This window comes from Halomonas sp. GT (assembly GCF_002082565.1).
Taxonomy (GTDB): Bacteria; Pseudomonadota; Gammaproteobacteria; order Pseudomonadales; family Halomonadaceae; genus Vreelandella.
In genome coordinates this window covers 2,719,444-2,733,341 of sequence record NZ_CP020562.1, presented here as the reverse complement: position 1 = coordinate 2,733,341, position 13,898 = coordinate 2,719,444, and the positions used below count along the sequence as shown (strand labels likewise).

The 13,898-nt window shown below is 52.8% G+C and carries 11 protein-coding genes; all 11 read left to right on the top strand.

The window, feature by feature from the left end:
- The first annotated feature begins 40 nt into the window (after nucleotides 1-40).
- The 11 genes from nrdR to ilvD all read left to right on the top strand — a co-directional run bounded on the left by nrdR (nucleotide 41) and on the right by ilvD (nucleotide 13,809).
- Nucleotides 41-544 carry a transcriptional regulator NrdR gene (nrdR, locus tag B6A39_RS12690; RefSeq protein WP_083006262.1) on the top strand — a complete coding sequence of 168 codons (504 nt, stop codon included), beginning with the start codon at nucleotides 41-43 and terminating at the stop codon, nucleotides 542-544.
- Nucleotides 544-1,722, top strand: coding sequence for a bifunctional diaminohydroxyphosphoribosylaminopyrimidine deaminase/5-amino-6-(5-phosphoribosylamino)uracil reductase RibD (ribD, locus tag B6A39_RS12685; RefSeq protein ID WP_232318705.1), 1,179 nt, complete (start codon nucleotides 544-546; stop codon nucleotides 1,720-1,722). Before nrdR ends, ribD begins: the two co-directional genes overlap by 1 nt.
- Before the next feature lie 73 nt (nucleotides 1,723-1,795).
- Nucleotides 1,796-2,962 (top strand): bifunctional 3,4-dihydroxy-2-butanone-4-phosphate synthase/GTP cyclohydrolase II, encoded by a 1,167-nt coding sequence (gene ribBA, locus B6A39_RS12680; protein WP_083006260.1) that lies wholly within the window; start codon nucleotides 1,796-1,798, stop codon nucleotides 2,960-2,962.
- A gap of 4 nt (nucleotides 2,963-2,966) precedes the next feature.
- Entirely contained in the window at nucleotides 2,967-3,455 is a 489-nt protein-coding gene (gene ribH / locus B6A39_RS12675; RefSeq protein ID WP_083006258.1) for a 6,7-dimethyl-8-ribityllumazine synthase, read from the top strand.
- A complete protein-coding gene (gene nusB / locus B6A39_RS12670; protein WP_009721754.1) occupies nucleotides 3,452-3,955 on the top strand; it encodes a transcription antitermination factor NusB in 504 nt (167 codons plus the stop codon). Before ribH ends, nusB begins: the two co-directional genes overlap by 4 nt.
- Nucleotides 3,956-3,990: 35 nt before the next feature.
- Nucleotides 3,991-4,968 (top strand): thiamine-phosphate kinase, encoded by a 978-nt coding sequence (gene thiL, locus B6A39_RS12665; protein WP_083006256.1) that lies wholly within the window; start codon nucleotides 3,991-3,993, stop codon nucleotides 4,966-4,968.
- The gene (locus B6A39_RS12660; protein ID WP_083006254.1) at nucleotides 4,965-5,438 is read left to right on the top strand and encodes a phosphatidylglycerophosphatase A family protein; all 474 of its coding nucleotides are present in this window, start codon (nucleotides 4,965-4,967) and stop codon (nucleotides 5,436-5,438) included. Before thiL ends, B6A39_RS12660 begins: the two co-directional genes overlap by 4 nt.
- 149 nt (nucleotides 5,439-5,587) lie before the next feature.
- Nucleotides 5,588-6,841, top strand: a complete 1,254-nt coding sequence (locus B6A39_RS12655; protein WP_083006252.1) for a DUF945 family protein — start codon at nucleotides 5,588-5,590, stop codon at nucleotides 6,839-6,841.
- Nucleotides 6,842-7,028: 187 nt separating this feature from the next.
- The gene (lon, locus tag B6A39_RS12650; RefSeq protein WP_083006250.1) at nucleotides 7,029-9,488 is read left to right on the top strand and encodes an endopeptidase La; all 2,460 of its coding nucleotides are present in this window, start codon (nucleotides 7,029-7,031) and stop codon (nucleotides 9,486-9,488) included.
- 150 nt (nucleotides 9,489-9,638) lie between these two features.
- Nucleotides 9,639-11,804, top strand: coding sequence for a methyl-accepting chemotaxis protein (locus B6A39_RS12645; protein WP_083006249.1), 2,166 nt, complete (start codon nucleotides 9,639-9,641; stop codon nucleotides 11,802-11,804).
- 160 nt (nucleotides 11,805-11,964) lie between these two features.
- Nucleotides 11,965-13,809, top strand: coding sequence for a dihydroxy-acid dehydratase (gene ilvD / locus B6A39_RS12640; protein WP_083007906.1), 1,845 nt, complete (start codon nucleotides 11,965-11,967; stop codon nucleotides 13,807-13,809).
- Nucleotides 13,810-13,898: the final 89 nt, after the last annotated feature.

Genomic DNA, 13,898 nt, shown 5'->3' with positions numbered 1-13,898 from the left:
AGGCTGACACGCTGCACGTACTGACAACAGGTTGACTGCCATGCATTGCCCTTTTTGTGGTGCTAATGATACTCGAGTGACCGACTCGCGGCTGGTAGCCGACGGTGACCAGGTGCGCCGTCGTCGCCAATGTGCTAGCTGTCATGAACGTTTCACCACGTATGAAACTGCTGAACTCATCATGCCGAGAGTTGTAAAATCGGATGGCTCCCGCGAGACGTTTAATGAGAGCAAGCTTCGGGCAGGCATGCTTCGTGCGTTGGAAAAACGCCCAGTAAGTGCGGAGGCTATAGAAGCTGCCGTTGAGCGTATTCGCCAGTCACTGCGCGCCCGTGGCGATCGCGAAGTGAATGCGCGGGATATCGGTGAAGCCGTCATGAAAGCGTTAAGTAACCTGGATCAGGTGGCTTATATCCGCTTTGCATCGGTATATCGTAAGTTTCAGGATTTAGACGAATTTCGCGCTGAGATAGACCGTCTTTCTCAAGATCCTGGTGATCATCCTGCATCAGCCCCCAGCGACCCCCATCGCGGAGAAGGTTGATGAAAGAGTCAATGAAAGAGTTGACGGATAAGGGCTATACCAGCGCTGATCATCAATTCATGGCGCGTGCTCTGCAGTTGGCGGCGAAAGGACTGTATACAACAGATCCTAACCCTCGGGTAGGCTGTGTTATTGTCCGTTACGATCAGCACGCAGAAGGGCAGGTGGTTGGCGAGGGCTTTCACCTCTGTGCTGGCGAGCCTCATGCAGAAATTCACGCGCTTAACGCCGCTGGCGCAAAGGCGGAAGGCGCAACGGCTTATGTCACGCTGGAACCTTGTTCCCATACAGGGCGCACAGGACCTTGTGCCGTTGCGTTAGCGGATGCCAACGTTGCCCGCGTGGTCGTCGCAATGGTTGACCCTAACCCTTGCGTTAGTGGACGCGGTATCAATCGGCTCCGGGAAGCGGGGATTCAGGTAGATGTTGGGCTGTTGGAACAAGATGCCTGTGCGCTAAATCCTGGCTTTATTTCCCGTATGCAGCACAAACGCCCCTTTGTACGCTTAAAAATGGCCATGAGCCTAGATGGGCGCACCGCCATGGGCTCTGGAGAGTCACAATGGATTACTGGCCCAGAAGCTCGTAGACAAGTGCAGCGTCTGAGAGCGCGTTCAAGCGCTATTTTGAGCGGCGTTGAGTCCGTCATTATGGATGATTCACGGCTAACAGTGCGTGCGGAACAGCTGGGACTCGATAACGCAGATACGGTAAGTCAGCGGCAGCCACTACGCATTATCTTGGATTCGCGTCTGCGGTTACCGTTAGCGGCAGCTTGTCTTCGTGAACCCGGCCGCACATTGATTATTACCACTGAACACCACAGTGAAGAAAAACGCCAAAAGCTGGAAGCTGCAGGTGCTGACATTAAGGTATTGCCCGCGGCTCAAGAAGGCCGAATCGACCTCGGGGATATGCTGAATTGGTTGGCTGAGCATGAGCTGGTAAACGAGCTGCTCGTGGAAACCGGCGCTACGCTGGCTGGCGCACTATTAGATGCGAATGCGGTGGATGAACTGCAGTTATTTGTCGCCCCCACGCTTTTGGGAGGTGAGGCTCGACCACTATTTGCGTTGCCCGGAATGACCCGTATGGCCGACCAAAAACGCTTAACTATTCAAGAAATTCGAGCCGTGGGGAGTGACTGGCGCATCATCGCTAAACCGTGCACTGACTAGCGCGCCGGGCCAGAGCAAGGTACCCTGACGCGCGAAATCGCATGTGTTGCGACCACTTATTTTTGGAGATTCCATGGCGCATTCCTCTTCAGAGGGTTTGTCCCCTATCGCTGAGCTGGTGGAAGACATCCGCCAGGGAAAAATGGTGATTCTCATGGATGATGAGGATCGCGAAAACGAAGGTGATATCATCATGGCGGCCGAAAAAGTTCAGGCCGAGCATATCAACTTCATGGCGCGTTATGCCTGTGGGCTTATTTGCATGCCCATGACTCGCGAGCGTTGCGAGCAGCTAAACCTACCGCTGATGGTGCGTGATAATGGCTCTGGGTTTGGCACTAAGTTTACGCTCTCCATTGAGGCGACCGAGGGTGTGACCACCGGCATCTCAGCAGCTGATCGTGCGCGTACTGTTCAAGCGGCAGTGGCGGCGAATGCCAAACCGACGGATATCGTACAGCCAGGGCATATTTTTCCGCTGATGGCCGAACCAGGTGGCGTTCTGCGTCGTGCTGGTCACACTGAAGCAGCCTGTGATTTGGCCTCTTTAGCAGGTTGTGATCCCAGCGGCGTCATCTGTGAAATCATGAATGATGATGGCAGTATGGCGCGCCGCCCTGAGCTTGAAGTATTCGCTAAAAAGCATGGTATTAAAATTGGCACGATTGCCGATTTGATTCACTACCGTATCGTTAATGAACAAACGGTTGATGCGGTTGAAACCACGAATGTAATGACGGCCCATGGGGAGCTGGCACTGCATGTGTTCCGCGACCGTATACAAGGTGCTCATCATTTGGCGTTAGTTAAGGGGCAGCCGACGCCAGAGCAGGCGACGACGGTGCGTGTTCACTTAGCGGATACGCTGCGTGATATTGTAGGGTTAATGAAAGGCGAACAGTGCCGTTGGGATGCTCATCGTGCGCTGGAAGAGATTGCTAATTCGCCTGCAGGGGTCTTTGTGCTGATTGACGATGGTCGCCCTCACCAAGACTTGAAAGATCAACTCGATATTTTTCTGGATCGCGTGCGTCAACCACGCACCAGCGATTCAGATGGTTCAGGTAACTACTTAACGATTGGTACTGGCTCGCAAATCCTACGCCATTTAGGAGTAGGTAAAATGCGGCTACTCAGCTCACCGTGGAAATTCTCAGCGCTTTCCGGTTTTGATCTCGAAGTTGTCGAGCGTCTGGGGCCAAATGACACGGCGTATGAGCCAACTTCTCAGCAGGAATAAATTGATGCAATCCCTTTCGCAAATTGAAGGCACTTTTGTGGATGTCGATGGCCGTTATGTCATCGTCGTAGGTCGTTTTAACCATCATGTGGTGGATAGTCTGGTGGAAGGCGCTATCGATAGCCTGACTCGTCATGGCGTTGATGCGGACAATATTCATCTTGTCCACGTACCCGGTGCCTGGGAATTACCGCTGGCAGTCAAGCGCGTACTTAACGTTATGAAGCCCGATGCTGTTATCGCGCTGGGCGCGGTTATTCGTGGTGGTACACCGCATTTTGAATATGTGGCAGGTGGCTGTAACACAGCCATCAACCACCTCCAGCTTGAATTCGATACGCCGGTAGCAAACGGTGTGTTGACGGTTGAATCTATTGAGCAGGCAATCGAACGGGCAGGCACAAAAGCGGGTAATAAAGGTACGGAAGCTGCAATGGCCGCGATGGAGATGGTGTCGTTACTGCGTGCAATGCCGTTAGGAGACAACCAATGAGCGAACGTCGTGAGCGTAAGCCCTCTGCCGCGCAGCTAGGGCGCCACGCCGCGCGTGAGTTAGCGGTTCAGGGGATTTACCAGTGGCAAATGACAGGTAAATCAATCACCACTATCGAAGCTGAGTTCCGTAGCCAAGTAGCGGATGATGACCTGGAAGATTACGAAAACTGGGTGAAGGTAATGGAAATCGCTGATAAGGCGCTTTTCCATGAGCTGCTGCATAACACGGTCAGATTTAAAGCAGAACTAGACCGTGAAATTGCGCCGTTACTCGATCGACGCCTAGAAGACCTTGATGCCGTTGAGCTAGCCATCCTTCGCTTGGGTGCCTACGAACTTTCTCGGCGGATGGAAGTACCCTACCGAGTAGTGATTAACGAAGGCGTTGAGCTGGCCAAATCATTTGGTGCCACCGACGGCCATAAATACGTGAACGGCATTCTCGATAAGCTAGCAAATCGCTTACGAAGTGCCGAAGTCAGCGCTCGCCGTCTTTAAGGCGAGCTTCCTGATAATGCGTTTAAGGGGCCTTTGTGCTTGGCGAATTTGAACTGATTCAGCGCTACTTCATGTCGCCGCAGGAGGCGCACGCGACAGCTGGCATAGCGCTTGAAAATGGCGACGATGCAGCGCTTTTGGTGCCCCAGGCAGGTCAACAGCTTGTGGTTAGCGTTGACACGTCGGTGAGTAACATACACTTCCCTCACGATGCGCCAGCACACGCGGTAGGACATCGCGCGCTGGCGGTGGCGCTTAGCGACTTAGCAGCCATGGGCGCGACGTCTCGTTGGTGCCTGATGGCAATGACGCTGGATAAGAGCATCTTTAATAATCGTGAAGCTGCCGAGCAATGGTTAGCAGGTTACGCCGATGGATTTCACTCGCTTTGTCAGCAGCATGCTACTGCGCTGGTTGGTGGCGATGTCACCTCTGGGGCACTGACCATTGGTGTGACGGTGATGGGGGAAGTGCCAACTGGCCAAGCGTTAACTCGTTCAGGTGCAAAGGTCGGTGATGTTGTCGCCGTGACCGGTGCATTGGGTGGTGGTGCCGGTGGTCTATCGCTTTGGCGTCAGGGCGAACGTGAATTGTCACACCCACTGCTGGCTCGTTATTTGTTGCCTCAGCCACGCTTAGCCGCGGGTGTTGCACTGCGCGGTATTGCAACGGCGGCACTGGACGTTTCGGATGGCCTGCTAGCCGATTTGTCGCACTTGCGTAAGGCATCTGGCGTAGGCTGTGCACTAGATGTCGACGCGCTACCGTTAGCAGTAGGATTGCAAGAAACGTTAGGCCACGATGACGCGATTAAAGCCGCGTTGTCGGGTGGCGATGACTATGAACTGCTGGTAACACTCTCACCAAAGAACCTCGCTATCGCCCAGCAGCGGCTCGCCGATCTTGGCCTCTCGCTAACGGTGATAGGCCACTGTACCGAAGCCCTAGGCGTGACTGGCGTTGCCGCCAGTGACTACGAAGGATGGCAGCATTTTAGCGAGGAAGCGCCATGAACCGAGCACCTGCGAGCGTTTGGCGTCGGCCAACCCATTTTTTTGCCTTTGGCCTAGGCAGTGGTGCGGTGCCTTGGGCACCTGGCACTTTCGGGACGCTAGCAGCAATCCCATTCTACTGGATGATGGCCGACCTCCCTTTGGCCTGGTATCTCAGCATCGTTTTTGTGGCGTTTGTGGTTGGGGTGTGGTTGTGTGACAAAACTTCCCATGACTTAGGCGTGCATGATCACTCCGGCATTGTTTGGGATGAGTTTGTTGGTTACTGGATAACCATGGCGGCAGTGCCATTTTCATGGGAAGCGGCGCTATGGGGTTTCATTGTTTTTCGTATTTTCGATGTCTTCAAGCCATGGCCTATCCGTTGGGCAGATCGCCGGGTTGCCGGTGGATTTGGCATTATGATTGATGACGTCATGGCGGGCATTTATGCGTGGAGTACGATGCATTTATGGTTTTGGCTACACTGATAAATCTATTTGCATAAATAAACCTAACTGCATGAGCGGTTAAGCGTACCCCTTATATAATAATGAATGGACTTAAATAACCACTAAAAACTGATCACGCAACGTCGGTGGCGAATGGCTCCAATCGTGGGGGTGTTCAAGGAGATCGCATGCGCAAGGAACGACTGATCGTCCCTATTCTCGCGGCCTTGGTGGTAGCGTGGGTGGTGGCACAACTGCTATCGAGCATTTTGTTTGAACGCAGCCTTCGTCAAGCACTAGAAGATCTGGAAGCGCGAGGGGAGTGGCGAGTTAGTCGGACGGAGAGCCGCCAAGGGTGGTTAACGTCTCAGGGAAAGCTACTTTTATCGCCCTTATTGGGGCGGCCGTGGCGGTTGGAGCTTACGTATCGTGCCCGTCATGGTGCGTTAAGTACCGATGTTGAAGGAACGGTTCTACCTCGTTTAGATACCGTTTTGCAAAAAGCAGTGGGAGAGGTCTCTGCGCCATCTATTCCGCGCTGGCAAGGGCGCTACCATACGCTAAGTGGTCACAGTGAACTGAGGTTGGCACTTGCTCCTTTTGTGATCCAGCAAAATGGTCGTGAGCTATCTGTTCGCGGTGCCCGTATGCGTTTAGAGGGCGTGTTTGGTGATTGGCGGTTGCGCGCGCTGCTCGACCAGCTCACGCTAACGGATGGCCCCGCTCAGTTAACGCTGGGACCTTCGTCCCTTGAAAGCCGTTATACCTACATTGACGATGCCTATCACTTTGCTCAGCGCGACCATCTGCATGTTGAGTCGTTATCGCTTCACTATCCTGCCTATGATATTCATGTGTCGCCGCTTGATGTTCACAGCCACATGGTACTTGATGAACAAGAGCTTCGATTGAATGGCGAATTGATCATTGGCGAGGTGAGCGTCCCAAGCGAAGCGCCCGATACTCCTTTGTTAAGCGGGCGGATTGAGGCCGAGCTTTCACGCTTAAATGCGGATGCTGTTCGCGCAACAATTCTACGGTTGCGACAAGAAGCCTCGTGGGGCGATGCGAGCCTACCGATGGCAGAAGGGCTGCTGGTGCGTTTAGCCCCTGATTTAAAAGGTGTGTTGAGTGACTCACCTCGTTTAGACGTGACAACGATCGCGATTGAAAGTCCGCTGCTAGGTATCAATGTTAATGCAGATGGTGCGCTCTTTTTTGATGCGCGTGGGCTTGATGAGCTTATGATGACGAGGCTGGATAAGCCAGAAGAGCGCGCTCGCTGGTTAGATCGTGTTGATGGTGATTTCACTTGGTACGATGCACCAACCGTGGCAGCGCTTTGGCTAGGCCTTCCCCTTGGTACGCGAGAGTTGGAGTTTGATGTTGTTCGTGGCGAATTGCGTGTTAATGGACGCCCGATGCCCCAACTTTGGCCATAGTCATTTTGAGTATCACCGTTTTGAGTATCAATGTTTGCTACTAGACAGTGATGGGCTCTAAAGCTGTTACCACTCTTAGAATACACTGCTACAAATGGTGTCAAGGGTTGAAGTTCACACCCTGTGCCCACATTCCTTAGACATTGCTAAGCGGATCAATCCGCTAGTCACTGTTATGGGAGGGCGCATGAGCGACCAGGATTACGACCGCGATCACGAACACCTCGATTGGCAGACGGACGATGAGTCCGACGCACAGCAAGACGATACCTCGAACAGTGAAGAGCACCGTTCAGACGGTGAGAAAGTTAATTCGTTAGTGCCTGCTAGCGATATGCTCCCAGAGCGCATCTATCTATTGCCGATTCATAACCGGCCATTCTTTCCCGCTCAGGTACAGCCGCTGGTCATTAACCGCGAGCGCTGGGAAGAAACCATGCGTCGGGTAGGTAATACTCCTCACCACACTATTGGCGTTGCCTTTGTTGGCGAACAAGGTGTTGAGTCGTTGGATCACAACGATTTTCCTGAGATTGGCACGGCGGTCAAAGTACATAAACTCCAGAGCGAAGATCAACAGATCCAGTTTATCGCTCAGGGGGTTAAGCGTTTTAAAATTCAGCGCTGGCTGTCTAAAGAGCCGCCTTATCTGGTAGAAGTAAGTTATCCCAAAGAACCCGTAGACGCTGAAAACGAAGAAACTCGCGCGTATGCGATGGCCATTATTAACGGCATCAAAGAGTTGCTGCCGATTAATCCACTGTATGGCGAAGAGCTTAAACATTATCTCAACCGCTTTAGTCCTCATGAGCCCGGTCCGCTAACTGACTTTGCAGCCGCTATCACATCTGCCAAAGGCCCTGAGCTGCAGGATGTACTCGCCACGCTGTCGGTGGCTGAGCGTATGCATAAAGTTCTCCCATTGCTACGCAAAGAAATCGATGTTGCACAGTTGCAAAGCGAGATCAGTGAGCAGGTAAATGCTCAGATGCAGGAGCGGCAGCGAGAATTTTTCTTGCGTGAGCAGCTTAAGGTTATTCAGCGTGAGCTGGGTATTTCCAAAGACGACCGCGAAAATGATGTTGATACGTTTAGAAACCGCCTAGAGTCATTGGTGGTGCCAGAGCGCGTTCAAGCGCGTATTGATGATGAACTCAACAAGCTCAGCGTGTTAGAAACCGGCTCGCCAGAGTACGGCACTACCCGTAACTATCTTGATTGGCTCACCTCGTTGCCCTGGGGTGTAACCAGCCAGGACAAGCTTGACTTGGCTCATGCCAGGGAAGTTCTCAACCGCGATCACGACGGCTTACAAGATGTGAAAGAGCGGATTATTGAGTTTCTTGCCGAAGGTACCTTCAAGGGCGATGTGGGTGGCTCGATTGTGCTGTTGGTCGGCCCTCCAGGGGTCGGTAAAACCTCTATTGGACGTTCTATTGCTGAAGCGCTGGGCCGTGAGTTTTACCGCTTCTCCGTGGGTGGGATGCGCGATGAGGCCGAAATTAAAGGCCATCGTCGTACTTATGTAGGCGCAATGCCCGGCAAGCTAGTGCAGGCCTTTAAAGAAGTCGAAGTCGAGAACCCTGTCATTATGCTCGATGAGATTGATAAGCTGGGCCAATCATTCCAGGGCGATCCTGCATCTGCACTGCTTGAAGTGTTAGACCCTGAGCAAAACGTCGATTTCCTAGATCACTATCTCGATGTACGCATGGATCTATCCAAAGTACTGTTCTTGTGCACCGCGAATACGCTGGACTCTATTCCAGGTCCATTACTGGATCGTATGGAACAGATCCGTCTGTCAGGCTATATCGCGGAAGAGAAGTTGCAGATCGCTAAGCATCATCTTTGGCCGAAGCTGTTGAAACGCGACAACCTGCCTAAAAAACGTATCAACTTGACAGATGCTGCGCTCAAGCAGGTTATTGACGGCTATGCGCGTGAGGCAGGCGTTCGCCAGCTTGAAAAACAACTGCACCGTATTGTTCGCAAGGCAGCTGTGAAGCTTCTGGAAGAGCAAGTAGAGACGGTAAAAATATCGGTTAAAAACCTGGAGGAATTCCTGGGAGCCCCCCTATTCCGCAAAGAGAAAGTGCTGAAAGGCGAAGGCGTTGTTACCGGGCTTGCCTGGACTTCGATGGGCGGTGCAACGCTGCCTATTGAGGCGGGCAAAGTTCATGCTCTGGATCGCGGTTTTAAACTCACCGGCAAGCTTGGCGATGTGATGAAGGAGTCTGCCAATATTGCCTACAGCTACACGTTGGGTCACTTGCAAGAGTATGGTGCCGATGCCGACTTCTTTGATTCAGCATTTGTGCATCTGCACGTGCCCGAAGGGGCGACACCTAAAGATGGCCCGTCGGCAGGGGTCACAATGACCACGGCGCTGCTTTCGCTGGCTAAGCACCAGGCGATTAATCGCCCCTTGGCAATGACCGGTGAATTGACCCTAACCGGACAAGTGTTACCGGTGGGGGGAATCCGAGAGAAGATTATTGCCGCACGCCGCAGCGATATTTTTGAGGTGATACTGCCAGAAGCCAATAAGCGCGATTACGAAGAGCTTCCCGATTATTTGAAAGAGGGAATGACAGTGCATTTTGCAAACCGCTATCGTGATGTTGCCAATGTGGTCTTCACGTAGGCTCTTCAATCGAGCGTAAAAACACCCGTTTAGTTAAAACGCCGCACCGAAGAGTGCGGCGTTTTTGTGGGGTTATTCAGAGGTTAAATTCCCTTACGGCAAGTGATAATAGAGCCAAATCAAAATTAAAAGCCCCAGGGGAGTCTCTGCATGCGCAACAACCAACCCGTCACTCAGCGTGAGTACACGCTCGACGATGAGACTGTGCTGATTTCACGTTCAGATTTGAAGGGCAATGTGACCTACGCTAATGCAGCGTTTGTCGAGGTAAGCGGCTATACCCGGGATGAGTTAATGGGAAGCCCCCATAACTTAATTCGCCACCCGGATATGCCGGAAGCAGCCTATGCAGACTTCTGGAAAACCATACAGTCAGGTGCGACTTGGCAGGGAACGGTCAAAAATCGTCGTAAAAACGGCGATCATTATTGGGTCAGTGCTAGCGTGGCACCGCTCAGAGATGGCGATCGTATCGTAGGGTATACCTCGTTGCGGCGCAAAGCACCGGCTCATAGTATTGCGCTGGCAGAAACCGTCTATAAAGAAATACGCGAAAAAGGTAAATCTCGCCGCTATACGCTGGCGCAAGGTGCGCTAAAGCGCCGTGGTGTAGGAGGCTTTTTTGCTCGCTTTCAGTTTAATAGCCTAAAAGCTAAGTTAACGGGCATGGTGGTAGCATCACTTGTCCTAATGGGGTTAGCAGGCGGTCTAGGGATGTACGGTTTAATGATTTCGGGTGAGCGTCTTGATACGTTAAATCGCTCGGGGCTAGAAGCCGTCGCCAATCTTCAACGAATAGAGCGCCAAATCGGACAGGTTGTGACCCAGTTGGAACCTGCTGTTCGTAACCCCCGTCGGGTCGATGTTGATGCAGTTGCCGCGTCAGTTAGCGACTACTCCCAATCAATACAAACACTTTGGAACGATTACCTTGCCGACAGTAATGCCAGTACTGAGCGGCTACAAGCCTTTAGTGCTGGATTAGCGACCTGGGGAAACAGTGTCGATACCACGTTGACGGCGATCAGTGACGCAAATGGCTTTGCTGCTTTCGAAGCTTTTAACGACGGCGTACAACCTACTACAGAGCAGCTAAGAGAGGGCAGTAGCCAGTTAGTAAGCGATGAGCGAGCAAGTGCGGAAGCGCTGGTGGGTCAGGCACAGCAGGGGCGTCAGCAAATGTTGATTGCCCAAGTAGTGCTGATGGTTATTGGTTTGCTGTTGATGGTAGGCCTTAGCATCGTGATTTTAAGATCCGTGTTGCGCAGTGTAGAAGGAGCGCGGCATATTACTTTTCAAATTGCAGCAGGTAACTTGGCTGCTCGCGAGCGCCGTGAGACGAAAGACGAGCTGGGCGAACTGCTTTATTCGTTGGACACCATGCGCTTTAGCTTGGCGAGTATTGTCGGTGACGTAGAGTATCGGGTGTCGGTTGTTACGCCCGCTGTTCAGCAAATTGCCGCAGAAAATGAAGAGCTTGCTTCACGCACTGAACAGCAGGCGTCGTCACTGCAGCAAACGGCCTCTAGCATGGAAGAAATGACGTCCACAGTGCAGCAAAACACTGAGAATGCCCGCCAAGCGACAGAGCTGGCGGTGCAGAATGCCTCAAGTACCCGCGATACCCGAGAGCAAATGCAGCAGTTGGTCGCAAGAATGCAGCGTATTGCCCAAAGTGCTGAAAAAATGGCGGAGATGATAGGCGTCATTGACGGCATTGCTTTCCAAACAAATATCCTGGCGCTCAATGCCTCGGTCGAAGCTGCACGTGCCGGTGAGCACGGTCGAGGCTTCGCGGTGGTGGCTAGTGAAGTGCGCAACTTGGCGAGCCGGAGCGCTGATGCGGCCCAAGAAATTCGCAAGATGATTGAGAGCACGACACAAGAGGTGAGTGGCGGCCGTGGCGCGGTTGAGCAAGCTGAACGAGCCATTGATAATGTAATGCAGCAGGTGAGCCGTGTCAGTGAGTTGATGGAGTCGATTAGCACCGCCTCAAGCGAGCAAAGCAGCGGCATTGGCCAAATTAATTCTGCGATTGCTGAAATGGATAATGTGACTCAGCAAAATGCCACCAAAGTACAAACCATCGCGGCCTCTGCGGATAACTTAGCGCTAGAGACGTTTGAGCTGGCGAATGTGGTGGATGCCTTCCGCCTGGAAGGTGCCCAGGAAGAAAATGTGCATTCTGCCCGGGAAAAGCTGCAGAAGGTTAATCAAGCGCAGCAAAAAGCGTCACCGAAACTGCCTGCCGGGGGAGGTACCGCGGTAAGAGGGTTGGCTAGTCACGAGCCCTCTGCACAGTGGGAGACGTTTTAACTCTGACAAATAGAAAATAGACGCTGACGAATAGGGAGCGGCGGTTGCTCTCAGCATCTAGTCTCCACGGTGCGCTCATGCCACAATCTAAGGCCGCTGGATTCACTTGCCTGTCGCCAAGAATGCGGCAGGCCACGATAAAGATGTAGAAGAGGACACCATGCCCGAGTATCGCTCCCGTACGACCACTGCTGGCCGCAATATGGCCGGCGCCCGCGCCCTTTGGCGCGCCACCGGTATGAAAGATGACGACTTCCATAAGCCCATTATTGCGGTTGCGAACTCGTTTACTCAGTTTGTGCCGGGCCATGTTCACTTAAAAGACATGGGCCAATTGGTCGCACGTGAAATTGAAAAAGCAGGCGGTGTTGCTAAAGAGTTCAACACCATCGCGGTAGACGACGGCATTGCGATGGGGCACGACGGCATGCTCTATTCGCTGCCCAGCCGCGATATTATCGCTGATAGCGTTGAGTACATGTGTAATGCCCACTGTGCTGACGCGCTAGTGTGTATTTCCAACTGCGACAAAATTACCCCTGGAATGCTAATGGCCGCTATGCGCCTCAATATCCCGGTAATTTTTGTCTCGGGTGGGCCCATGGAAGCAGGCAAAACCAAGCTGTTAGATCACGGCCTAGACCTGGTCGACGCCATGGTCATGGCAGCTGACGATAGCGTTGATGATGAAACCTTGGCTGAAGTCGAGCGCAGCGCTTGCCCCACCTGCGGCAGTTGCTCGGGTATGTTTACCGCTAACTCTATGAACTGCCTGATGGAGGCATTAGGCTTGGCGCTACCTGGTAACGGTACCGTGTTAGCGACCCATTCAGACCGTCGTCGTTTGTTTGAAACCGCTGGTCATCGTATTGTAGAGCTGGCCAAGCGCTACTATGAAGGCGAAGAAGCCCACCTGTTGCCCCGTGCAATTGGTAATAAGGCTGCGTTCAAAAATGCCATGACGTTAGATATCGCCATGGGCGGATCTACGAATACGATTTTGCATTTGCTGGCGGCGGCCCAGGAAGCGGAAGTCGACTTCTCCATGGCGGATATTGATCGGCTCTCTCGGGAAGTGCCGCAACTATGTAAAGTGGCCCCCAACACCCAGAAATACCATATCGAAGACGTTCATCGTGCGGGTGGCATTATGGCCATTCTGGGCGAGTTAGATCGTGCGGGAGTGCTAGACACGTCAGTGCCAACTGTTTACGGCGATAGCCTAAAAGCGGCGCTTGAAGAGTGGGATATTATGCGCTCGCCAAACGCTGAGGTGGTCGAGTTCTTTAAAGCAGGCCCTGGTGGCGTCCCTACTCAAACCGCTTTCTCACAAAGCGCCCGCTGGCCAAGTCTAGATGGTGATCGTGCTACCGGTTGTATTCGCGACCTAGCGCATGCGTTCTCAACAGAAGGCGGCTTGGCTGTGCTTTACGGCAACATCGCCCTCGATGGTTGTGTGGTTAAAACGGCAGGCGTTGACGACTCGATTCTCGTATTCGAAGGTAAAGCTCACGTCGTTGAATCCCAAGATCAAGCAGTCGCTAATGTATTGGACGGTAAGGTCAAAGAGGGCGATGTAGTGGTCATTCGCTACGAAGGTCCTAAGGGCGGCCCGGGCATGCAGGAAATGCTCTATCCGACCTCGTACTTAAAATCCAAAGGGCTGGGTAAAGCCTGTGCGTTGCTGACGGATGGCCGCTTCTCTGGCGGTACTTCTGGGCTTTCCATTGGTCATGTTTCCCCCGAAGCAGCGGCAGGCGGCGCGATTGGTCTGGTTGAACAGGGCGATACCATTCTGATCGATATTCCCAACCGAACTATTAACGTGCAACTTCCTGATTCAGTATTAGCGAAGCGTCGCGAGGCGATGGAAGCTAAAGGCAAAGACGCTTGGAAGCCCGTCGAACATCGTCCTCGTAAGGTAACTCCTGCGCTGAAAGCCTACGCATTGCTAGCCACATCAGCAGACAAAGGCGCGGTTCGCGACCTTTCCAAGCTCGACTAGGGTTAGGCCTTATGTAAAACAGCCCGTGCAAAGCGGGCTGTTTTATGTGGTCTGCTTTATGTGGACTGCATTTTGTGCCCAATGCAAAC